Raw genomic sequence first — 21,537 nt, 5'->3', positions numbered from 1 at the left:
CAACCGAGGGAGCCGGGTCGCCCCGTCACGCAGCTTATTTGGCCGCCGTCACCTGAATTTCAACGAGATACTCCGGCGCGGCGAGCTTCGCTTCCACGGTGGCGCGGGCGGGCGGGTTGGCCGTATCGACCCAGGCTTCCCACACCTTGTTCATCGCGCCGAAGGTGGACATGTCCGTCAGATAGATGGTGGCGGACAGCAGCTTGCTCTTGTCGGAGCCGCCCTCGGCCAGCAGGGCGTCGATCTGGCCCAGGATCTGGCGGGTCTGCGTCTCCACGTCCGGAGTCGGATCGTTGGCCACCTGGCCGGCCAGATAGACCGTGTCCTTGTGGATGACCATCTGGCTCATGCGCGGTCCGGAATGGAAGCGCTGGATCGACATCGGTACGGCTCCGGTTACGGGGTCTTGAACGCGCGTACGTCTATGCGATTCACGTCCAGGGGCCTAGCAAAAAATGAGGCGCCACCGCTCAAAGCTGCCCCGCGCCCGTGCATCACCGCAAAGAAGGCGTATTTCCTTCGACCGCGGCCACGAAAGCGGCGCTCGGCACGGCGATGTTGCGCGGGTTCGGACCGCTGACCGCGGCCACCGCGATGCCGGCCACCGCCCAGCCCTCCCCCGCCCCATCGCCCTGCCCGTCCCCGTTGGACGTCCGGACCAACAGCGCCGCCCCGCTCACCCCGCGCGTCCCATCGCAATCATGGACCAGCAGCGGCCCACGGTCGGTGTCGTTGATGCCGCGCGCCGCGCAGGCGGTGTCGGCGGTGACGAGATGCGCCCGGTCCTGGCTGTAGCCGCCCAGCATCAGCGGCGTGCCGAATTCCGGCGGGACTCGGGCGAGCGGCAGCGGCGGCATCCCCTCCGGCGCGTCGCCGTCGAGCGTCAACACCGCCCAGTCGCCGACCAGCCCGTCGAGCCGCCGCTCCTTGTCATAGGGGCCGCCGGTCTCCAGCGCGGCGACGGCGCGGTGCTGCCGGTACTCCCCGCGCTCGTAGCCGAACAGCACGTGCAGGGAGGAGGCCGGCAGGAAGCGCTGCGCCCGGTTGAGCAGGCAATGGGCGGCGGTGACCACCCGGCGCGGCGCCACCAGCACGCCGGTGCAGCGCGCGCCGAGATTGCTCTGCACCTTGACGAGGCTGTTCCACGGCGCGTGGCCGGCGTCGACCACCACCCGCCGGTCCTTCGCCCCGATCCCCGGCAGCAGCGGGTTCTGCGCCGCCGCCGGGAGGGCGGCCGCGAGAAGCGGCGCGGCGACCACGAGTCCGCGCAGGACAGCCATCAAGTGTTCTTGATACGTTTTCATGTTCGTCTTACCATGGCGGTCATGGCCACGCTCATCATCACGGAAAAATCCAGTCAGGCAAAGGACCTGCGCGCCGCGCTGGGGGATCGCTACGGGCGCATCCTGCCGGCCGAGGGGCACCTGCTGCGTCTGGCCGAACCGGACGAGGTGAACCCGGATTGGAAGCGCTGGGCGCCCACCCTGCTGAAGCCCGACGGACTCTACCCGACCCGGCCGGACAGCGGCGGTAACAAAACGGCGAAGCTGGCGGCGATCAAGGCGGCGCTGAAGGGGTGCGACCAGGTCATCCTCGCCACCGACTGCGACCGCGAGGGCCAGTTGATCGGGCAGGAGATCCTGGAGCATCTGGGCTTCCGCGGGCGGGTGCAGCGCGCCCTGTTCACCGCCCAGGACCCCAAGACGATCCGCGACGCCTTCGCCAAGCTGAAGCCGAACAACGAGCTTCGCCCGCTCTACGAGGCGGCGGTGGCCCGCCAGCAGGCCGACCAGATCTTCAACCTCTCCCTGACCCGCACGGCGACCAAGACGCTGCTGGCACCGGGGACGCGCGGGGTGATCGGCATCGGGCGGGTGAAGACGCCGACCTTGTCCATCGTCTGCCTGCGCGAGCTGGAAATCCGCAACTTCAAGCCGGAGGATTATTTCGAGGTCGTGGCGACGGCCACCGCCGCGGGCGGCTCGTTCCTGATGCGCCACGCTCCGCCGCCGAAGGACCGCATCAAGGACCGCGCCCGCGCCGAGGCCATCGCCCGCGCCGCCGACGGCCATGGCGGGCCGCTGTCGGTGACGGTGGAGGATCGGCGGCAGGCCCCGCCGAAGCTCTACGACCTGCCCGCTCTGCAGAAGACCTGCGGCCAGCGCTGGGGCTGGACCGCCGACCGCACGCTGGAGGTCGCGCAGGAGCTTTACGACGGCGAGGGCAAGAAGCTCATCACCTACCCGCGCGCCGAGGCGCGCTATCTGTCGGAGAACCAGATCGCCGACGTCCCGGCGATCACAGGGGCGTTGACCCGGCTGCGCGGCTTCGCCCATCTGGACATTTCCCGCCCGGTGATCCGCCGCGGCAAGTCCGGCCATTTCTGCGACAAGGCGCTGGAGGGCGTGTCGCACCACGCCATCGTGCCCAACGTCAACGTGCTCGACGATCTGGAAAGCCGGCTGAACCGCCTGACCGACGATGAGAAGCGGCTCTACGCGCTGATCTGCCGCTCCTACCTCGCCGCTGTCATGCCTGACTACGAGTACCGGCAGACCACCGTCCTGATGAACGTGCCGGTCGAGGGCAAGCCGGTGGTCTTCCGGGCGGTTGGGCGCATCCCGCTGAAGCTCGGCTGGAAGGCGGCCTTCGGCTCCGCCGAGACGGACGGCAAGCCCGACGAAAAGGAGGAGGAGCAGACCCTGCCTCCGCTGGCCGACGGCGAGCCCGCCCGCCTGTCCGACCCCCGTGTGGAAGCCAAGCGGACCCAGGCGCCGCCGCGCTACAATGAGGGCACGCTGGTCGACGCCATGCAGAACGCCTGGCGCTTCGTCGAGGACCCGGCGCTCCGCGACCGGCTGAAGGAGGCCAAGGGCATCGGCACCCCGGCCACCCGCGCCGAGATCATCAAGGGCCTGCGGCGGCAGAACCTGCTGGGCGCCGACGGCAAGTGGCTGGTGCCCACCCCCGCCGGGCTGCAGCTGTTCGAGACTCTGCGCGGCGCCGCCCCCACGCTGGTCGATCCCGGCACCACCGCCCTGTGGGAAATGCGGCTGGACGAGGTGGTGGTCGGACGCGCCGATTTCCGCAGCGTCATCGACGGCATCGCCGATGAGGCCGGGCGGCTGATCGGCGTTCTGGTCGGCAACCAAGGGCCGGCGGTGGACCTCGGCGTGCGCGGCGGCCCGATCCGCGCCGGACGGGGCGCCGGGCGCCGTCGCTCCACGAGCCCGCGCGCCGCCGGAGCGCCGCCGCGCACCCGCACCCGCAAGGCGGCGGTCGCCGCCGTCGGCGTGGACGGCGAAGCCCCGAAGACGCCCCGTCGCAGCCGCAAGGCGAAGGCCGCGCCGGAGGTTCCGGATTCGATCAGCCCGGTGGCCGCCGTCCCGCCGGCCACCGCCGCACCGTCGAGCGGGGCGCGGCGCAAGGCCCCGACCGACAAGATGGTCGCCTTCGCCCGCAGCCTCGCCGACCGCAAGGGCGTCGAGCTGTCGGACACGGTGCTCCAGGACTTCGATTCCTGCCGCCAGTTCCTGGATCAGCACGCGCGCTGAGCGCCTGATTGCCCCCTCCCCGGCCCTCCCCCGCTGTCGCAGGGGAGGGAGAACGGTCCCCTCCCCTGCGACAGCGGGGGAGGGTAAGGGAGGGGGCCACAGTTTCCCAAACATCTCCAAATCACCCCCCGACTGTGGACCAGGCCACAGCGGCGGAAGCGGCATCCGCCTACCCTCTCCTCCACGGACATCGAGCCACACACGGCCACACCCCTCCGGAGGAGACCCAGCCCATGCGCCGCCTGACCCTGATCGCCGTCGCCGCCACCACGCTGCTCGCCGCCCCCCACGCCTTCGCCAACGACCTCAAGACCGGCGGCGTGCCGGTCAACCCGATGATGATGCAGCCGGGCTTCGGCAGCCCCTTCGCCGCGGCGCCGTCGCTCTCCAGCACCAACGTCGGCGTTGCCACGAACCTCGCGGCGGGAATCGGCAACAAGGCCAAGCAGAACGTCTTCACCATGCAGCAGGGCACCGGCGGGTCGCTGGTGAACACCAACGTCGGCGTCGCCACCAACGTCGCCGCCGGCATCGGCAACAAGGCCAAGCAGAACGTCACCGGAGTCACCTTCGGCTTCGGCAAGGGCGGCCTGCTCGACACCAACGTCGGGGTGACGACCAACGTCGCCGCCGGCATCGGCAACGCCGCCGGGCAGAACCTGTTTGGTTTCAAGGCCCAGTGATCCACCCATCCGGCGCCGCCGCCCCACGCGGCGGCGCCCCCTATTCGGACTCCTCATTGGAGGACTGCCGCCATGCTCCGCTTCGCCCTGCCGGTCTTCGGTGCGCTCGCCGCCATCCTGACCCTGGCCGGAACCCCGCAGACCGCCGCCGCCGAAAACCTCGCCTGCCAGACGGTCAACGGGAAGACGGTGTGCAGCCGCGGTTCGGGCTCGCTGTCGTGCCAGACGGTCAACGACCGGACGACCTGCGTGACCGGGCCGGGCGCGCTGACCTGCGAGACCGTCAATGGCCACACCGCCTGCCGCCGCGGCCCGTCGCAGCCGGACCTCAAGCCGATGCCGATGCCGCCGCTGCCTCCGCAGGCCACCCCGATGCCCGACCACCCCTTCGGCAAGAACTTCCCTTTTGAGGAAGAGGCGTAAAGCGCCCCAGCTGTGGTCCGCCTCACAGCGGCTCCCCGGTCGGCCGCCCTAGGATCAGCGCACACCGCCGAACAGAGGAGCCCCGCCATGATCCGCATCCGCCGCTTCGCGCCGCTGCTGTCCGGCCTCGCCGCCCTGGCGCTGCTGGGCGGGGGCGCCGCCGCCCAGGACGCCGGCGGCTTCTCCGTCAACCCGCAGCTCGGCGCGGCGGTCGGCATGTCGATGGGGATGGGCATGGGGATGCCGCCGCTGCTGCCGCGCCAGCCCGTCTTCGTCAACGCCGCCCGGCGCGGCGCGCCTCCGGGGGCGACGGTGACCAACCCCACCGTCAGCCGGCAGGCCACCCACCAGCAGGCCATTGCCAAGATCCGCGGCGACGCCGGCTTCCTGGGCGGCTTCAACAAGGGACAGGCGCTGGCCGCCAGCCGCCAGCCGCCGCCGGAATCCATCGTGCCGAACTTCACCTTCATCGACGCGCCCTTCATCGTGAACAACTTCGACAGCTCGCTGGCCCTGTCCTTCGGCGACAGCAACGTGACGGAACAGTACGTCATCCAGGGCGGCGACGGGTCCGCTGGGGGCGGTGTCGCTGGTGGCAATGTTTCAGAGCAGGCCGCGGCGCCCGTCTCCTCGGGACAAACAGCCTCCCCGGTCCAGGCCGCCGCTCCGGTGCAGGCCTCGGCCCCGGCGCCGGTCAAGGCTCCGACCCCGAAGCCCCAGCCGGGCGTGACCACCGGCAACGGCGGCCCGCCGCCCGAGGGCTTCTTCGATCCGGTGATGAGCAACTTCGGCCCGCTGCCGCATCTGCCCGCGGCGCTGGCCAGCGGCGGCATCCAGTTCAACAACGTCGGCACCGCCTTCAACGCCGCCATGGGCCAGGGCAACTTTGCCTCCCAGCAGATCACCAGCATCCAGGGGAAGAAGGGCAAGCGCTGAGCCCTCCCCCCAGGCATGAAAAAGCCCCCTTGCCGACGGCAAGGGGGCTTTCTCCGTTCAGAGTTGCGCGGTTACGCGGCGACCGGCTCGTTGGCGCCCTTGGCCTGCGCGGCGGCGGGCTGGACCACGCCCTGCGGGGCGGGCAGCGGCGCCAGGCGCGGGGTGCCGGCGGGCAGCATGTCGCCGATCGCGAGGCCCACGGCCATCAGGTTGGGCACGGCCATCGCCGTCAGCAGGATCGCCCACAGCTCCAGCGACAGGGTGCCCAGCGGGTTGGCGAACCACGCCGTCACCGCGGAGACCAGCAGCGCACCCGACAGCCAGGCTTCCGGCTTGGCGCAGAAGGCGCCCTGGGTCCGCTTGCCGCCCTTGGCGGTGACGCGGAAGGCGTCGCGCTTGCGGACCACGCCGCGCAGCGCAGCCAGCGCCACCGTGGTGGACAGCGCCATGCCGACGGCGCAGGCCCCGAAGCTCTCCTTCCACGAGTTGCCGGAGGCGTAGCGCGAGGCCAGCAGGCTCGACCCGGCGCGCAGGACCAGGGCGCCCAGCACCGCGGCGGTGGCCTGGACCGGCGGCAGGTGCAGCGGCAGGACCAGCGACGCGAAGGTCCAGGTGACCGCCGCGCCGGCGGCCAGCACGCCCACCGCGTCGGACCACCAGCGCGCCCAGTTGGTCAGGTAGCCGATCTTCTGGCCGACCGTCAGCTCCGTGGCGCCGGGCAGGAACTTCCGCCAGTGGGCGCGCAGGATCTGGGTCGAACCGAAGACCCAGCGGTCGCGCTGCTTGCGGAACTGCATGAAGTTGTCGGGGGCGAGGCCCTGGCCCAGCCGCTCGTCCGTGTAGGCGGCGCGGTAGCCGGCCGACAGGATGCGGATGCCCAGCTCGGTGTCCTCGCAGATGCCCTCTTCCGACCAACCGCCGACCTGCTCCATGGCGGAGCGGCGCAGCATGATCATCGTGCCGTGGCAGACGAAGGCCTGGGACGTCAGCCCCTCCTGCATGCCGACGTCGAAGAAGGGGCGGTACTCGGCGGTCATGGCGGCCTTCAGCGGCGTCTCATGACCGTCGCGGTGCTCCTGCGGGGCCTGGACGATGCCGACGCGCGAGTCGGCGAAGGTCGGGGCCAGCTTGTTCAGCCAGTCCGGCTCCACCGTGTAGTCGGCGTCGAGCACGGCGACGATCTCGGCGCGCGGATCGGTGTGGCGCAGCGCGGCGTTCAGCGCGCCGGCCTTGAAGCCGGAAATCTTCTTGTACCAGTGGAACTTGAACTTCGGACCCAGCTCGGCGCACAGCTCCTCGACCGGGCGGACCAGCGCCTCGTCCTCGGTGTTGTTGATGAGGACGACCACCTCGTAGTCCGGGTAGTCGACGCGGGCCAGCGAGGTCAGCGTGGCGGCCAGCACGTCGGGCTGCTCGCGGCAGGCGGCGATGTGCACCGACACCATCGGCTTGTGCTCCGGCACCGCGGGAACCCGCGGCAGCAGGGCCGGGGCGCGGCCGGTGAACAGGCGGCGGGCCACCTCGGTCAGGTCGGCGAAGGCCACCGACATCATCAGGGCGCCCAGCAGGAAGGCGGAGCCCCAGGTGGTCGCGGCGCCGAAGGTGAAGTATTCCGCGTAGGCGCCGGCGACCGCCGAGCCGACGCCGAAGCCGACGATGTTGGCGCCCACCGAGGCGGCCAGCGCGTAGGTCATGTTGGTGCGGCGGCGGAAGGCGGCGAAGGCCGACAAGGCGAGGCCGAGGGCCAGCGCCACGGCGGCGCCGGCACGGTCGCCCCAGGGGGCCGGGACGTCGCCGGCCAGCGGCCATTTCGGCGCGCGGTCGGCGTCGAGCACGCCCCAGGTCGGGCCGGGCGAGCCTTCGATGCTGGACTTCCACACGCCGTCGAACGCCTCGACCACGTTGTAGTCGATGCCGAGCATCCCCGCCTCGGCGGCGAAGTTGCGGACGACGAAGGCCTGGGCCTGCGGCGTCGGGTAGGCGTCGTGGAAGTTCTCGCCGCCCGACGGCCAGCCCACCTCGCCTACGAACAGCGGCTTGCCCGGATGCGCCTTGCGCACGGTGTCCAGCCGGTCGCGGATCCAGGTCAGAGCGTTCTCCACGGGCACGCCTTCCCAGTAGGGCAGGACGTGGACGCCCATGTAGTCGGACGCCGCGATGGTCTCCTTGGCCTTGACGATCTCCGACCACACGTCGGCGGTGCCGACCTTGATGTGCTTCGGCACGCCGGCGCGGACGCGGCGGATGTAGGAAGCCAGCTCCGCGTCGGTCAGCTCGGCGCGCAGCAGCGTCTCGTTGCCGACCACCACGCGCTCGATGCCGCGCACGGTGCGCGACAGCACGATGGCGCGGGCGACCTCGCGCTCGTTGCGCGCCTTGTCGTCGCTCAGCCAGACGCCCAGCGTGACGTCCAGGCCATGCTTGGCGGCGATGGCCGGCACGTCGCCCTGGGAGCCCAGAGTGGAGTAGGTGCGAACACCGTCGGCGAAGCCGGCGATGGCGGTCATGTCGCGGTCCAGTTCCACCGCATCGACCACCGGCTGGTGGTTCGGGTCGTAGCTGCGGCCCGACGGGGAGTAGGAGACGGATTCGATGCGACCCGGCACGGCGTCCACAGGAGTGGGCGCGTTGCGCCAGGACCAGAAGGACGCGTGGCCGGCAGTCACGGCGAGCATCGCCGCGGCCAAGGCCGCAGACCGGATCGAACGCTTCGGGTTGCTCATGTGGGGATTTCGCAAGCCTGGGTAGGATGGGTGGCGGGCGCCACCGGACACACAGACGAACGTGCGCTGCAAAAAACTATTCCCGCACCCGCGTCGATTTTTTTCGGCCCGTTTTTTTTGGGAGCCGCCGGGATTACCAAATCGGGAACGGCCGCCGTCCCGCTCCTGTTGGCATCACCAACCGCAACGACCGGAGACGACGAAATGACCGGCAAAAAGGTCGATGTGACCGCGCTGGAGGAAACGATGGACGAGGTGGTCGAAACCCTCGACCTCGCCGAGCAGGCCGCCGGCTATGTCCGGAAGGAAAGCACCGACCCCATGGACCAGGCCCGCGCCGCCGCCGTGCAGAGGCAGGCCGAAGCCATGCTCGACGCCGCCGAACAGGCCGCCTCTGGTGGCGAGCGGCCGCAGCGCAGCAACCCCTCCCCCCTGCCGGGCATGCGCCGCCCGCCCTCGCTCATCAATTGACGTTCTTTCGGCAAGGAGACATTTATGACCGGCAAGCATGAACAGAGCCCAGAACACCGCAAAGCCCACGATCTCGCCGAAGAGGCCATAGAAACGGCGGCCCAGGGCGACACGCGCAAAGCCAAGGGCTTGGCGGACGAAGCCAAATCCATCGACCCGAAGATCGACCGGGAGATGGCGCGCGAATTGGAAGACGACCGCCGCCAAGCCGAAAACTACAAGGGCAAGGCGGGCGAGGCCACCTGACTTCCTATTTCCGGCTTTCCTGGGGCGATGGCCCACCCGCCATCCGCCCCTGCCCCTCCGGGCACAAATCCAGCAGCGCGCACCGCTCACAGGCCGGGTTGCGGTAGAAACAGACCCGCTGCCCGTGCAGCATCATCACCTCGTGATGGTCGTAGATCTGCTGGGCCGTCCACTCTGGAGGAAGCCGGGCCTCCAGAACGGTGTGGGACGGACCGACCGCCACGTTGGGAGGAATCAGCCCGGTGCGCACCGCGACGCGGTGATGGTGGCTGTCCACCGGCAGGGCGGGACGGCGCAGACTGCTGAAGCTCATCACCGCGGCGCTGGTCTTCGGGCCGACGCCGGGAAGCGCCTGCAGCCAGGCCCGCGCCTCCGGCACCGTCATCTCCGCCAGGAAATCCAGGGACAGCCCGCCGCGCAGTTCGGTGATCCGCCGCAGGATCGCCTGGATGCGGGGCGCCTTCTGCTCCGGCCACGTCACCCCGGCGATGACCGTCTGCACCTCCGCCGGATCGGCGTCGCGCACCGCCTCCCAGTCCTCCCCCCAGCGCGCCCGCAAGGCGCGGAAGGCCGCCCCCGACGCCGCGTTGCGCGTGCGGTGCGACAGCAGCGAGGACACCAGTTCGCTCAGCGGGTCGAGTGCGCGGAAATAGGCGATCGGGCAGCCGAAGATCAGGCAGAGCCGGCGGTGGATCTCCAGCAGCTTCTCATCGGGCAAAGCCGTGGGCGACAGGGCGAAGGACGCCTGATCGTCGTTGGCCTTGAGGCGGCGCTTCACGGGGCCGTCACACCGCCCGACCGGCCGCCCTCCGGCAGCATCAGCCCCTCGTCCGCGGCCATGGCGCGGGCTCGGGGGTCGGCTTGCACGGCGCGGGCTGTGTTGCGGGCACGCTCCTGGACGCGGCGGAAGGCACGAAGCAGAGCCTGGGCCTCCGCCCGCTCCTGCTCGTCGCGCCGCGACTCCGCGGCTTCCGACGCGGCGATCTTGCCGGCGGTGGACCGCTGCGTCTCGCTGTAGCCGAACAGGCCGGGCTCCCAGCGCTTCAGGTTGGCGTAGGCCAGGGCACGGGCGGAGCCGTCCAGCCCCTGCCCCTCCTCCCAGGCGGCGCGGGCGGCGCGCAGCTCGTCGGCCAGCACCCGCTGGGGCGGGCGAGGCGGTGGTGGTGGCGGTTGATGCAGCCGGGTGCGCGCCGCCCGCAGGGCGGCCACGCGGTCCGGATCGTCACGCCAACGGCGGGCGTCCGCGGCGGCGTCGCGCCACGCGCCGATGAGCCGTTCCGGATCGGGTGCGGTGTCCCGCTTCGTCGATGCCATGGCCCTCCCCGTTGCAAGGGAAACGAACGCGATGCTTTCGTCATCAAGCATCTATGCCAAGGCGCCGTGAAGGCCAGACCGGGAAGGGCGGTAATCCCGAGGGTGCGGTCAGTCCGCCGCCCTACCCAGCAGATAGTCGATGTCCCCGCCTTCAAGTGCACTGATGAGACCGCTGCCCTCGATGGTTGCGTCGGACAGGTTTCCTTTGCGCCGTTGCAGGTCGAGGATGCGCTCCTCGACCGTGTCCGCGGCGATCAGCTTGTAGACGAAGACCGGCTTGTCCTGCCCGATTCGGTAGGCGCGGTCGGTCGCCTGATCCTCGGCCGCCGGGTTCCACCAGGGATCGTAGTGGATCACCGTGTCCGCCGCCGTCAGGTTCAGGCCGCGCCCGCCCGCCTTCAGGCTGATGAGGAAGACCGGCACCTCGCGGTTCTGGAAGCGGTTGACCGGCTCGGCGCGGTCCAGCGTGCGCCCGGTCAGCTCGACATAGCCGATCTTCGCCTCCTCCAGCCGCAGCTTGATGAGGTCGAGCATGGAGGTGAACTGCGAGAAGATCAGGATGCGCCGGCCTTCCGGCACCATCTCCATCACCATGTCGGTCAGGGCGTCGAGCTTGGCGGTCTCCTTCACCTTGCCGGCGGCGGGGATCTTGACCAGACGCGGGTCGCAGCAGACCTGCCGCAGCTTCAGGAGTGCGTCGATGATGGTGATGGCGTTGCGCGACACGCCGCTGACCGCCAGCGCCGCCCGCACCGTCTCGTTCACCGACAGGCGGATGGTCTCATAGAGATCGCGCTGCGCCGGTTCCAGATCGATGCGCACCACCACCTCGGTCTTCGGCGGCAGTTCCTTGGCCACCGCCTCCTTGGTGCGGCGCAGCAGGAACGGGCGGATGCGCCGCATCAACTGCTTGGCGCGGGTGCCGTCGGCACGCTTCTCGATGGGCGTGCGGTAGCGGCGCCCGAACTCCTTGCGGTCGCCGAGCAGGCCCGGCATCAGGAAGGCGAACTGGCTCCACAACTCGCCGAGATTGTTCTCCACCGGCGTGCCGGACAGGCAGAGCCGGTTGCGGGCGTTCAGCGCGCAGACGGCGCGCGTCGCCTTGCTGTCCGGGTTCTTGATGGCCTGCGCCTCGTCGAGGATCAGCAGGTGCCAGGTCCGGCGTTTCAGCATCTCGACGTCGCGGCCGACCACGCCGTAGGTGGTCACCACGATGTGGGCGCGGTCGAGGTCGCCCAGCTTCTCGTGCCGGTCCAGCCCGTGCAGCACGACCACCCGCAGGTGCGGCGTGAAGCGCTGCGCCTCGGCCACCCAGTTGGGGACGAGGCTTGTCGGCACGACGACGAGGCTGGGATCGGTCAGCCGGCCCTCCTGCTCCTCCAGGGCGATGTGGGCCAGCGTCTGCGCGGTCTTGCCGAGGCCCATGTCGTCGGCCAGGATGCCGGCGACCCGGTTGGCCCGCAGCCCCTGCATCCAGGCGAGGCCGACGCGCTGGTAGTCGCGCAGCGTCCCCTGGAAGCCCGGCGGCGGGTCCATCTCCGCCGGCATCTCCTGCTCCTGGATGGTGCGCAGGTAGCGGTCGATCTGGCCGGTGTCCTCGGTGCGCCGGGCGATCAGATCGTCGATGTCCAGCAGGCCGTCGGCCTCGGTCAGCGGCACCTTCAGCGTGTCGTCGAGCCGCCGGCCGCTGTCGAGCATGGATTCCAGGACGCTGAGCAGCCGTTCGACCCGCTCCGCCGGCAGGGCCAGCACGTTGCCGTCGTCCAGCACCAGATGGGCGCGCCCGTCGATGACGCGGGTCGCCTCCATGCCGCCGCGCTCGATCAGCGTCGCCAGGATGGGCAGCAGGGCGCGGCGCTCCCCGTCGATCTCCACGCCGACGTCGAGGTCGAACCAGCCGTCGCCGGAGTCGCGCACGGCGACCGCGACCTCCTCGTTCGCCTCGACCACGCGGGTGCCGAAGTCGGCGCCGATCTCGACGGTCCAGCCGTCCTTGCGCAGGGCCGGCACCTCGGTGGTCAGGAAGGCCGACCAGCGCTCCTCGGCGTCCTTGCCGGTCAGCCAGTGGACGCGGGTGCCGCGGGCGTTCAACTGACCCTTGGGCGGCTCGATGCGCGCCTGGGCGAAGCCGAAGGCGGCCAGCCTTTCCAGCGCCCCCTGCTCCAGCGCCTTGTCACGACGGACGAAGACCGCACCGGCCGGTTCCTCGACGCGGGCAAACTGGCGCTGGTCGTCGGGCTCGATCTCGGAAGGGGAATCTTCCTCGCCATAGTCGAAGGCCAGCCGCAGCACGTCCACCAGACCGCCATCGGGCGACACCACCCGGCCCAGCCGGGCGACGACGCGCGGGTCACGCTCGACGATGGTGGCGGCGGGGTCAGAGCCCATGCGCACGCCGCCGGGCATGCCCGCGGCGAAGGCGGAGGCCGCCGGGAAGTCCGGGCGCTCGGGCACGGACCGGGCCGCTGCCGGCCGGGCGGCGGCCTTCAGGGGGACCGTTTTCGAGAGGACCGCCTTCGTGGGCGCTGCCTTGACGGCGGGCGGGGGAACCGCGGCCTTGGGCTTCGGCACCTCGACGACCTGCAATTCGACGGGGCAGACGGTGCCGGCCTTCGGATCGACGCACCAGTAGCCCAACCCCTTGATCAGCGCGGCGCCGGGCGGCAGGCCGGTCGGGCGCAGCTTGCGCGTCGCCGGGTCGCGGAAGGCGCGGATGGTCATCCCCGCCCCCTCCGCCAGCATCGTGCCGCCGCGCCAGCGCAGCCGCCCGCAGCCGAGCAGCCGACGCAGGATGCGGTCCACCACGTCGCCGCGGCTCTTGGCGACCGGCGTGCGCACCACCCCGCCACCGCCGAGCAGCCGGGCGATGGCGCGGTCCACGTCGCCGTCCAGGCTGCGCGGCGCGCGGGCCAGCACATCGCGCGGGCTGGCCGGGGTGGACACGTCGTCGCCCTCCCCCGCCCCCTCCACCGCGATCACGGCGGAGACGAACATGGCCGCCTCGTCCTTGCCCGGCTCCAGGGTCCAGCGGACGCTGAGCACCGGATCGGGCGGCGGCGGGGGCACCGGTTCCGGAACCGGCGGCGGCGCGGGGGCCGCATCAGGAACCGCCTGGAGCGTCGGCGGTTCACCCGCCGGATGGGCCGCCGGGGGCGCGTCGAACAGGGACATCTGCCGCCCTTCCGGACGGGCGTCGAGCGTCATCAGCGCCGCCGCGGCCATATGGGCGCAGGCGTTGCGCCCGCAGGTGCAGCTTTTGTCGAAGACCACCCGGCTGCGCCCGCGCACCGGGACGACGGTCACCGACAGGCTCCGGCCGAGGTCGGTCACGGCGGCGACGATCCGCGCCTCTGCCTCCAGCAGCGTCACTGCCCCGGTCAGGATGAGCGTGCGGCCGCGCTGCAGCGTCTTCGCATCGAAGACGCGCGCCAGATCCTCCTGCGAAAAGGAGACCGTCGCGCTGGCGGTGGCGGCGGCGCGAGGAAGGGAACCGAACAGCGACATGGGCCGGAAGGGATACCGAAAAGCAGAACGGGTCAGGAACGGGGGCGTCGGTATAAGCCCACACCATGCCCCGTCGCAAGCCCGCTCTCAACCCTCAACCGGCACCACAAGGCAAACATTCCGGTTGCCAAGTCCAGCGAAGTCCAGCCATGGACGACGACCACATCCGGAAAGGAAAAAAACCGTCACAGCCGTTCCAGGAAACTGTTCAGCGGCAGCATCGGGCCGCAGACCGGCGATTCCTCACGCAACAAGTAAGCGAAATGCTTCAGCATCGGTTCCGCGTTGGTGCGATCGCCGAGCGCGTAGGTGGCGACGCCAAACAGGACGACCAGGGCGAGGACCAGCGGGCTGAGGTTCAGGCGCGACGGGGTGAGCCGGTTGAAGCTTTGCGCGAAGGCCGCCACCGCCAGCCCGCCAAGGACGAGACCGACCACCACCTCCGTCACCGAATGGTAGCGCAGCAGGATGCGCGAGGCCGCCACCCCCACCACCAGGCCGAGGGCGCCGAGGACCACCACGCCACGCCGCCAGCCGTCCAGCGAGCGCGCCGCCATCACCCCGACCGCCCCATAGACGGCGGCGGCAAGGGCGGCGTGGCCGCTGGGGCTGGTCAGCCGGTCGTCGAACAGGCGGATGCCGCAGGCGTGCCCCAGGATCTTCAGAAGCGCCACCGAGCCCATCAGCATGGCGAGCACGGCCAGCCAGCGCGCCGCCGAGACCGCCGAATGGCGGCGCCACAGCATCACGATCAGGATGCCCGCCACCGGCAGCACGAAGGACGTGCTGCCGAGAAGCGAGATCGCCTTGTTGACGTGCCAGAGGTTCAGATGTCCCACGGTCCTCGCCGCTCCCTTTCCATTCAGCGCATGCGAACGAGCATTCCGTCCCGGTAGTTCCAGGCCGCCGTGCTCTTTCCGTCGGTCGCGGGCAGCGAGACGGTCAGTGTCCGGTCGGCCTGCTCCACCTTCGGCGCGTCGCTGCAGGTCCCGAACGGCAGCGAGACGGAGGCCTTGGCTCCGCCGAGGTCGAGCACGCGGAAGCGCGCGGCGCATTTGCCGTCCACGCTCTCCTGAAGCAGCACCAGCCAGCGCCCTTCCATGTTGTAGGCGTTCACGAAGGACACGGTGCGCCCCTCGCGGTCCTCGTAGACGACGCGGTCGTTGACGGTCACCTGGATGACCTTCGGCCCGAGTTCGACCATCTGGACGACCTCGTTGCCGATGGCCGCGGAGACCAGGACCGCGGCTCCGGACCGGTCGTCCGCCGCCTGTGCCGTCCCGATTGCCGCCGCCCCGATCGTCGCCGTCACGGAAAGCGCCGTCAGCAACCCCACCGGCCCCATAGCGGCGCGGCTCAGAAACGTCATGCCCATAGCTGTTCTCAAATGCCCTTCTGGCTGGTCGCTCTCCACGCAAAGGTAAGCCCAACCGCCGCCATTCTGGAGTCCGTCAAAGGGCTGACATCCCCTTGCCGGAAAAATTTCACGAGCCGGACGATTTTGGTTGCCTTCCGGTCGAGCCCCGATTAAAAACCGCGCCACCGCAGACGACGGCCTCGCCGCCGCCGCGGCAGAGAGAAGCGCCCGTAGCTCAGCTGGATAGAGCACCAGACTACGAATCTGGGGGTCAGGAGTTCGAATCTCTTCGGGCGCGCCACTCTCTCTCACAAAATGTTGCGTCGAACGCGGTTGGATCGCCTGATCCGACGGCGTTTTTTGTTTTTCCGCACCACGCCGAAGCAACCAGCCCAGCCCGCCCTGCCGACCGACGCCAGCCGTCCCGAGTCGGCCGACCACACTCTGCTCGACGCCGCCGGGACGGTCACGCTGACCGGGACACGACACCGCCTTCAACGCGTCGTCACGACAGCATCCCGACAGCGCCCGTCCACGACCGGGCTTCGATCCATGACAGCCTCTCCCGGATCATCGTCCGTCCGGCACCGGAAGCAATCCGCGCCGAGGGATAGGTTCTTGTTGTGAACGGACTCCGGATCGAGGCGCTCCCCCCACCGGTGCAGGAAACGCCCGGTGTCCTGTGGGTCGGCGTGCGCGAGCACGGCCACATTGAACTTGCCCGGTGCGTCCAGAAGGGCAAGCGCGCTTGGCACCACCGCGCAGGTCCCGCCGTCCTCCCGCAACCGCATCAAAAGATCGAGCAGATCGAGCGAATTGCGGTACGTCCCCGCCCCGTCCCCCCAGCCGCTGCGCACCACGGCGTCACGCCGGACGAGAAGACACAGCTCATCCAGCAGGACAACGTGATGGTTGAAAGCGAGCCGGCCAAAATAGCCCGGACTGAGGGCCGACGCGCCGTGGCCGACCCGCCAAGCCAGGACGCGGCGGTCCGGCAGCAGGCCGCAACTGACCAGTTGTCCGGTTCCGTCGACGAGCTTGGGCCCAGCCGCCACCACGTCGGTGTTCACCATGAAACGCACCAGTTCGTCGAGCCAGTCCAGTTGGTCGAAGCGCACGACCGAATGGCAGAACAGGAGAAGCGCGCCCTCCGCCGCGGCGGCGAGGACAGCCCGTCCGGCGGGTGTTCCTCCCCTCGCCACGGTGCCCGGCGGCATCTTTGCCGCCGCAGGCCCGAGCGGATCTTCGCGGCCGTCCTCGCCGATGCGGAGCGCCGTGCCGTCCGGCCGATGCAACAGAATCTCCACCCGCAGCCACCGGCCGAAGAAGGCGATCTGCTCCCGGATCGCGCGGCCAGCGGCCGCGTCCACCGTGTCGGTGAGGATGATGCTGACCAGCGGCGGCGATGCCGGCTCCGCCCAGAGGACCCGGTAGCCACCCTGCGACTTGAGCGCTGTCACACGGCAACCGGGATGGCGTTGGTCGAGATGGTCCTGGACCGCCCGGCAGCCCGCCGCCATGGCGTAGGGCTTCGCATCGAGCGACAGCGCCGTGGAGTTTTCGCCGACACGCCAATGGTAGAGCAGCGCCGGAATGTGCACCGCCCGCGGCGGCGCGCCACCGGTCGGCCGCCGCATGACGCGCAACGCCAGATCGTGGTCCTGTGCGCCCTCATAGCCGACGCGGAAGCCGCCAACAGCCAGCACGGCATCGCGCCGGAACACGCCGAGGTGGGAAACCGCGTTCTGATGCAGCATCAGAAGGGGGTCCCACCCCTTCTTGAAGCAGGGGGAAAACCGCTGCCCAGCGCCGGTCAGACGGTCCTCGTCGGAGAAGACGATGTCCGGCCGGCCTTCCCGCCGCACGGTGTCGGCGACCAGCAACAACGCCTCCGGGGCCAGTTCGTCGTCCTGGTCGAGAAGCACAACGTAATCGCCGGTCGCAAGCGCGAGCGCGGAGTTGCTGGCCGCGGAAATGTGTCCACGCTCCGGCCGCACCGCCACGCGGATCCGCGAATCCTCCGCCGCGCGGCGCGCCAGCAGGGCGGTGAGGTCCGGATCGCCGGAGGCGTCGTCCGCGATGCACAACTCCCAATTCGGGTGACTTTGACGCCGCACGCTGTCGATGGCGCGCTCCAGATCGCCCGGAACCGGCTTGTAGACCGGCAGGACGACGGAAAAGCGCACGGCCGAGGCCCCGTCGACCGCCTCGCTCGCCGCGGCCACCCGTCGTTGCAGCCGACGGTCGGCCGCCGCGATCCAGGCGGTCGATGTCGGCCTTTCCGGAACGCCGTCGCCGAGAACCGCGCGCCGCTGCCGCGCGACCTCCGCGGGACCGGGTGCGCCCGTGTGGCCGGCAAGGTCAAGGTTGCGCGCGGCAGCCTCCCGGTCGACCAGGCTGACGCGGTGCGGAATGGACAATGTCCGGAACACCGCCTGTGCGAAAGCCAGCCCGCGTACTGGTTCCACTTGCCCGACCGCGGTGAGAACATCGGCCAGATGACCGGCGCGCCACGCCGTATCGAGCAGCGCCAACCACAGGTCGGTCCGATGCGGCACGTGGAAGCAGGCGGCGGACAGCAACGCCACGGCCCGGCTGCCCTGGCCCAGCGCTTCGCACACGGCGGCCAGGCTGCGGCTGCTCTCCAGGAAATCGGGACGCATTGCCAGCAGGCCCTCGTAGGTGCGTCGCGCTTCCTCCAGAAGCCCGGCGCGGGCCTGCAGGTTGCCCAGATTGTGAAGGTGCTCGGCGCGGGTGGGATCGAGCCCGACGGCGTTTCGCATCAGCAACTCGGCGACCGCCCGCGCCCCCGACCGCTCGGCGCACAACGCGAGGACGGCGGCGGCGGCGGCGGCCATCGGCCGGGGGGTGCCTGGATCGGCGAGCACGGCCAAAGCCGCCCGCGTCGCCTCGTCGCCCCGGCCGTCGTCGCAGGAGCGCCGGGCGGCCTCCATTCTCCGCAACCGTCGGTCCGCCCCCGCCTCCGCCGATTGGGGCGGGGCAGGATCGGCGGGACGGGGACGGACGCTGCCCACATCGGGTCCCCGTCCGTCACCGTGCTCCAACCAGGGACGCGCAACCCGCGGTGGAAAGGCGAACGCGCCGTCGAGCAGGGCGATGCTCAGGTTCGGGTTGTGGTAGCGGTCCGGCCTCCCGGCCAAATTCCACTGGGCAACAAGGCGGTTCAATTCCCGCCGTCCCCGCTCGTCCGCCATACCGGCACCCGACGCCCGACGCGACACCGATTCATGGTGGAGGAGCGTCGCCTCCGGCAGGTAGAGCGACGCCAGCCCGCGCGATGCCAGCCGCAAGCACAGGTCGACGTCGTTGAAATTGATGGCGAAGGCCTCCTCGTCGAAGCCGCCGGCGGACAGGAAGCGGGACCGCTCCACCACCATGCAGGCGGCGGTCACCGCGGAAACCTCCTGGCGCAGGCCGGCGAGACCACCATGCCCGTCGGAGCCGGCCGGTACACGCAGATGCAGATGGGTGGCCCCCGAAGCCCCGGTGAGCAGGACGCCCCCGTGCTGGACCGATCCGTCCGGGTACAGCAGCCGTGCGCCGACCGCCCCGACGTCCGGGCGAAGCGCGTGCCGCGCCATCGCCATCAGCCACCCCTCCGCCACGCCCTCGGTGTCGTCGTTGAGGAAGCAGAGCGTCCGGCCGCTGGCACGCGCTGCCGCGGCGTTCATCATGCGCGCGAAATTGAAGGGCTCCGGCCAGTCCAGGATGACGGTGCGGCCGGCGGGTGCCGCGGCCTCCACCGCCTTTCGGTAGTCGGGCGAGCGGCTGTTGTCGACGATGATCAGCTCGATCGCCGTCTGCGGGTTGAGGCGGAACAGGCTGTCCACGCAGGCGCGCAGCAACGCGCCCTGGTTGTGGGTTGGGATGATGACGGAAACCGTTCCGACGTCGGCCGCCACCGGCAACGGGATCGGCGCGTCCGGCAAGCGGCGGCGGCGCGACAGCGCCGCGTCGGACAAAGCGTGATGCAGCACATGCGGGATGTGGACCACGCCGCCGCGCGGCGCGGTCGCGGCAAGGCGCTCGACCAGCGCCCGCGCGCCCGCCCCCCCAAGGGTGGCCAGCGCCGCCGTGCGGACCGCGCAGCAGCCGGCCAGCAGGTCCAGCTCCGCGTAGAGATCACGGCTGAAAGCCGGCTTGAAGAAGGGGCGTTCGCGGCGCCCGTCGGCGGCCATCCGGTCCTCGTCGCCGTAGAACAGGACGGCCTCCGGATGAAGCCGCGCCGCCTCCGCGAACAGGTAGGGCGCGTGCGGTCGCAGGCGCGCCTGGGGGTGCAGGAGAATGAGAAGTTCCGCGTCCACCGCGCCCGGACAGGGATCGGAATCGCCGACCGTAAGGACACGCAGTGACGGCAACGCGGGATCGGCCGAACGCCGGGCGAACCAAGCCATTTCCGGCGCGCCGAGCCGGTCGTAGCGCCGCACCCACGCGTCGTAGTCGTCAGGGGCGGGCAGGTCGTCCAGGCCGGCAACCGCTTCATGCGCGGCGAGCGCGGCCCACCCGTCGCCGGCGCGGCCGGCCAGGAAGGCGCGCCCGCAGCGCCGACAGACACCGGTCGTCCAATCCGGCGCGCGTGCGTCCCCGATGCGCCCGATGGCGGCGTGTGGACCGGCCGCGCCGCAGACCGCGCAGTGCGTGTCGAGCGGCGTCAGGCCATCGCACAAGGCCGGGGTCCCGACGCGGCGGGTCATGGCTGCGTTCCGCCGCCGGTCCCCCGCCGCGACGCAGCCTCGTCGCGCCAGCGGCAGGCGAGGTCGCGTGCCCGTGCAACGCGTGGCGTGTCCCCCGGCAGCGTTGCCGCGACCAGGGGCGCCAGACGGCGCGCCATGGCCTCGTGCCCTGATTCGGCCAGCCCCGCGAAGACGCGGAGCGCCAGTTCCACCCGCAAATCCGTCGGCATCACGGCCTCGGGCGGCGCATCCGTCGCCAGGGCTGCGTGCAGCCGGCGCTCCGCTTCTTCCGGCCAGCGGCGGGTCAGCATCTGGGCGGCGTAGACGCGGGCTTCCCAGCCGACGCGCGCCGTATCGCCATCATCGGCACCGATGCGGCGCAACGCCGCGCGGGCTCGGTCGGCGACAAGCGCGGCCGCTTCGAACAGGCGCCCGGCCCGCGCCGGATCGTCCTCCCGCCGCCAAGCCAGGATCCCCTGCCACAGCAGCAGGCCGGGAAGGCAGAAGGGCGCCGTGTCATGGTAGGCGTCCGGCGTGGCATCCGGCGGCGGATCGGCCAGGATCGCGTCCGGGTTGGCCAGATCAATTCCCCAGCCGGCGCACACCGCGTCCGCGACCTCCCTGCCGACGGGCAGCGCCGCGACGATGGCCCCGGTCTGGGTGGCCCGGCGCAGAATCCTCTGGCGCAGGCCGAGCCCCAGCGGGTGGCTGGCCGCGAAATCACCGGCACGGCGCGCCAGATAGGCGTCGTACAGCGCATGCCCCCGCGGCTGCAGCGGATCGGGCAAGGCGGCGGCGTCCGGACCGGCCACGGCGAACAGCGTCGCTGGCGTCTCCACCACCGAGAAGGCCGTAAAGCCAACCCGGCGAAGCAGGGATTCCAGCCCGGCGCGCGAGAACAGTGTGACGTGGTGCCCGATGCTCAAGGCCGGAACCAACACGGCCAGCGAGGTGTGCCGGCTCACCGCCGCAGCGTTGGGCGTCGACAGCAGGAACGCTCCGCCCGGAGCCAGCCGCGCCCGCAGGGACGCCGCCAGCTCTTGCGGGTCGCAAACGTGCTCGATCACCTCGCTCGCGAAAACAAGGTCGAACGGCTCTTCCCCGGCGGCCGGAACCGGGGGAAGCAGTTTGTGCGAGATCGGGAGGCCGAGCGTCGCGGCTCCGGTCCGGGCCAACGGACCAGGATCGACGCCCTGGACCTCCCACCCGAACATCGTCCGGGCGATGTCCAGCGAGAAGCCGAAGCCGCACCCGACGTCCAGAAAGCGGCGCACCCGCCGTGGCTCCACGCCGCCCAGCTGGCCGGCCATGGACAGCAGTCCCGCCCCCTGTTCAAGGTAGAACGCAACGGCCAGTTCGTCGCAGCCCAGCACCGCCGCGTCCTCGACTGGCGCCAAATCGGATGGCGTCATCTCCGCCGGAGACGGCGCGGATGGCGCCGGCTGTCCCTTGAGAAGCGTCGGGCAGACCAGCGATCCGCAAGCAGCGCAGGCATGCACGGGAAAGCCATCCGGCGGCAGTGCCGGACCAATGGCGGTCACCACACGGTCCATGGAGCCGGCATGCCCGCAGGCGGGGCAGGACGCGGACAGGGTCGCGTGCCCATCCCAGTTCAACTCGAACGCCATTCCG

16 protein-coding genes and 1 tRNA gene are annotated in these 21,537 nt (G+C 70.8%); 7 read left to right on the top strand and 10 right to left on the bottom strand.

Annotated elements, in window-relative coordinates; translation table 11 throughout:
- Positions 1–34: 34 nt before the first annotated feature.
- Entirely contained in the window at positions 35–382 is a 348-nt protein-coding gene (locus FBZ83_RS22095; RefSeq protein ID WP_145688826.1) for a RidA family protein, read from the bottom strand.
- Positions 383–494: 112 nt separating this feature from the next.
- Entirely contained in the window at positions 495–1,280 is a 786-nt protein-coding gene (locus FBZ83_RS22090; protein WP_247888426.1) for a trypsin-like serine peptidase, read from the bottom strand.
- Between the two features lie 45 nt (positions 1,281–1,325).
- Here FBZ83_RS22090 and FBZ83_RS22085 point away from each other — a divergent pair, with 45 nt between their 5' ends.
- The 4 genes from FBZ83_RS22085 (at position 1,326) to FBZ83_RS22070 (ending at position 5,596) form a co-directional block, all read left to right on the top strand.
- Positions 1,326–3,554, top strand: a complete 2,229-nt coding sequence (locus tag FBZ83_RS22085) for a type IA DNA topoisomerase (protein ID WP_145688818.1) — start codon at positions 1,326–1,328, stop codon at positions 3,552–3,554.
- Between the two features lie 233 nt (positions 3,555–3,787).
- Positions 3,788–4,237, top strand: a complete 450-nt coding sequence (locus tag FBZ83_RS22080) for a hypothetical protein (protein ID WP_145688810.1) — start codon at positions 3,788–3,790, stop codon at positions 4,235–4,237.
- A 72-nt stretch (positions 4,238–4,309) separates the two neighbouring features.
- Positions 4,310–4,660 carry a hypothetical protein gene (locus tag FBZ83_RS22075; RefSeq protein WP_145688802.1) on the top strand — a complete coding sequence of 117 codons (351 nt, stop codon included), beginning with the start codon at positions 4,310–4,312 and terminating at the stop codon, positions 4,658–4,660.
- Between the two features lie 87 nt (positions 4,661–4,747).
- A complete protein-coding gene (locus FBZ83_RS22070; RefSeq protein ID WP_145688795.1) occupies positions 4,748–5,596 on the top strand; it encodes a hypothetical protein in 849 nt (282 codons plus the stop codon).
- 71 nt (positions 5,597–5,667) lie between these two features.
- On the opposite strand, the gene FBZ83_RS22065 is transcribed toward FBZ83_RS22070, so the two are convergent.
- The gene (locus tag FBZ83_RS22065; RefSeq protein WP_145688783.1) at positions 5,668–8,319 is read right to left on the bottom strand and encodes a glycosyltransferase; all 2,652 of its coding nucleotides are present in this window, start codon (positions 8,317–8,319) and stop codon (positions 5,668–5,670) included.
- 204 nt (positions 8,320–8,523) lie between these two features.
- Between FBZ83_RS22065 and FBZ83_RS22060 the strand changes: the two genes are divergently transcribed.
- Positions 8,524–8,790, top strand: a complete 267-nt coding sequence (locus FBZ83_RS22060) for a hypothetical protein (RefSeq protein ID WP_145688774.1) — start codon at positions 8,524–8,526, stop codon at positions 8,788–8,790.
- Between the two features lie 24 nt (positions 8,791–8,814).
- Positions 8,815–9,036 carry a hypothetical protein gene (locus FBZ83_RS22055; RefSeq protein WP_145688766.1) on the top strand — a complete coding sequence of 74 codons (222 nt, stop codon included), beginning with the start codon at positions 8,815–8,817 and terminating at the stop codon, positions 9,034–9,036.
- Positions 9,037–9,040: 4 nt separating this feature from the next.
- Here the strand turns inward: FBZ83_RS22055 and FBZ83_RS22050 are convergent, their stop codons facing one another.
- The 5 genes from FBZ83_RS22050 to FBZ83_RS31515 form a co-directional block, all read right to left on the bottom strand.
- The gene (locus FBZ83_RS22050) at positions 9,041–9,814 is read right to left on the bottom strand and encodes an endonuclease III domain-containing protein (protein WP_247888425.1); all 774 of its coding nucleotides are present in this window, start codon (positions 9,812–9,814) and stop codon (positions 9,041–9,043) included.
- Positions 9,811–10,350: a hypothetical protein gene (locus tag FBZ83_RS22045; RefSeq protein ID WP_145688758.1), complete on the bottom strand. Its 540-nt coding sequence runs from the start codon at positions 10,348–10,350 to the stop codon at positions 9,811–9,813. The genes FBZ83_RS22050 and FBZ83_RS22045 overlap by 4 nt, the downstream gene beginning before the upstream one ends.
- 108 nt (positions 10,351–10,458) lie before the next feature.
- Complete coding sequence (locus tag FBZ83_RS22040) at positions 10,459–13,854, bottom strand: DEAD/DEAH box helicase (protein ID WP_145688753.1); 3,396 nt, start codon at positions 13,852–13,854, stop codon at positions 10,459–10,461.
- 185 nt (positions 13,855–14,039) lie between these two features.
- Positions 14,040–14,693: a phosphatase PAP2 family protein gene (locus tag FBZ83_RS22035; RefSeq protein ID WP_162801078.1), complete on the bottom strand. Its 654-nt coding sequence runs from the start codon at positions 14,691–14,693 to the stop codon at positions 14,040–14,042.
- 23 nt (positions 14,694–14,716) lie between these two features.
- The gene (locus tag FBZ83_RS31515; RefSeq protein ID WP_186466161.1) at positions 14,717–15,223 is read right to left on the bottom strand and encodes a hypothetical protein; all 507 of its coding nucleotides are present in this window, start codon (positions 15,221–15,223) and stop codon (positions 14,717–14,719) included.
- 212 nt (positions 15,224–15,435) lie between these two features.
- Between FBZ83_RS31515 and FBZ83_RS22030 the strand changes: the two genes are divergently transcribed.
- Positions 15,436–15,512, top strand: a tRNA-Arg gene (locus FBZ83_RS22030).
- Between the two features lie 193 nt (positions 15,513–15,705).
- Here the strand turns inward: FBZ83_RS22030 and FBZ83_RS22025 are convergent.
- Together FBZ83_RS22025 and FBZ83_RS22020 are read right to left on the bottom strand one after the other, a co-directional pair.
- Positions 15,706–19,926, bottom strand: a complete 4,221-nt coding sequence (locus FBZ83_RS22025; RefSeq protein ID WP_145688749.1) for a glycosyltransferase — start codon at positions 19,924–19,926, stop codon at positions 15,706–15,708.
- A complete protein-coding gene (locus FBZ83_RS22020) occupies positions 19,923–21,533 on the bottom strand; it encodes a class I SAM-dependent methyltransferase (RefSeq protein WP_145688747.1) in 1,611 nt (536 codons plus the stop codon). The genes FBZ83_RS22025 and FBZ83_RS22020 overlap by 4 nt, the downstream gene beginning before the upstream one ends.
- Positions 21,534–21,537 lie beyond the last annotated feature (4 nt).

This window comes from Azospirillum brasilense (assembly GCF_007827815.1).
Classification (GTDB): domain Bacteria; phylum Pseudomonadota; class Alphaproteobacteria; order Azospirillales; family Azospirillaceae; genus Azospirillum; species Azospirillum brasilense_C.
This window is presented reverse-complemented; position numbering and strand designations above follow the sequence as displayed.

Bases quoted from the DNA above. Each gene is read 5' to 3' on its own strand.
- FBZ83_RS22095 (WP_145688826.1), bottom strand. From the start codon at position 382: ATGTCGATCCAGCGCTTCCATTCCGGACCGCGCATGAGCCAGATGGTC.
- FBZ83_RS22090 (WP_247888426.1), bottom strand. From the start codon at position 1,280: ATGGCTGTCCTGCGCGGACTCGTGGTCGCCGCGCCGCTTCTCGCGGCC.
- FBZ83_RS22085 (WP_145688818.1), top strand. From the start codon at position 1,326: ATGGCCACGCTCATCATCACGGAAAAATCCAGTCAGGCAAAGGACCTG.
- FBZ83_RS22080 (WP_145688810.1), top strand. From the start codon at position 3,788: ATGCGCCGCCTGACCCTGATCGCCGTCGCCGCCACCACGCTGCTCGCC.
- FBZ83_RS22075 (WP_145688802.1), top strand. From the start codon at position 4,310: ATGCTCCGCTTCGCCCTGCCGGTCTTCGGTGCGCTCGCCGCCATCCTG.
- FBZ83_RS22070 (WP_145688795.1), top strand. From the start codon at position 4,748: ATGATCCGCATCCGCCGCTTCGCGCCGCTGCTGTCCGGCCTCGCCGCC.
- FBZ83_RS22065 (WP_145688783.1), bottom strand. From the start codon at position 8,319: ATGAGCAACCCGAAGCGTTCGATCCGGTCTGCGGCCTTGGCCGCGGCG.
- FBZ83_RS22060 (WP_145688774.1), top strand. From the start codon at position 8,524: ATGACCGGCAAAAAGGTCGATGTGACCGCGCTGGAGGAAACGATGGAC.
- FBZ83_RS22055 (WP_145688766.1), top strand. From the start codon at position 8,815: ATGACCGGCAAGCATGAACAGAGCCCAGAACACCGCAAAGCCCACGAT.
- FBZ83_RS22045 (WP_145688758.1), bottom strand. From the start codon at position 10,350: ATGGCATCGACGAAGCGGGACACCGCACCCGATCCGGAACGGCTCATC.
- FBZ83_RS22040 (WP_145688753.1), bottom strand. From the start codon at position 13,854: ATGTCGCTGTTCGGTTCCCTTCCTCGCGCCGCCGCCACCGCCAGCGCG.
- FBZ83_RS31515 (WP_186466161.1), bottom strand. From the start codon at position 15,223: ATGACGTTTCTGAGCCGCGCCGCTATGGGGCCGGTGGGGTTGCTGACG.
- FBZ83_RS22025 (WP_145688749.1), bottom strand. From the start codon at position 19,926: ATGACCCGCCGCGTCGGGACCCCGGCCTTGTGCGATGGCCTGACGCCG.
- FBZ83_RS22020 (WP_145688747.1), bottom strand. From the start codon at position 21,533: ATGGCGTTCGAGTTGAACTGGGATGGGCACGCGACCCTGTCCGCGTCC.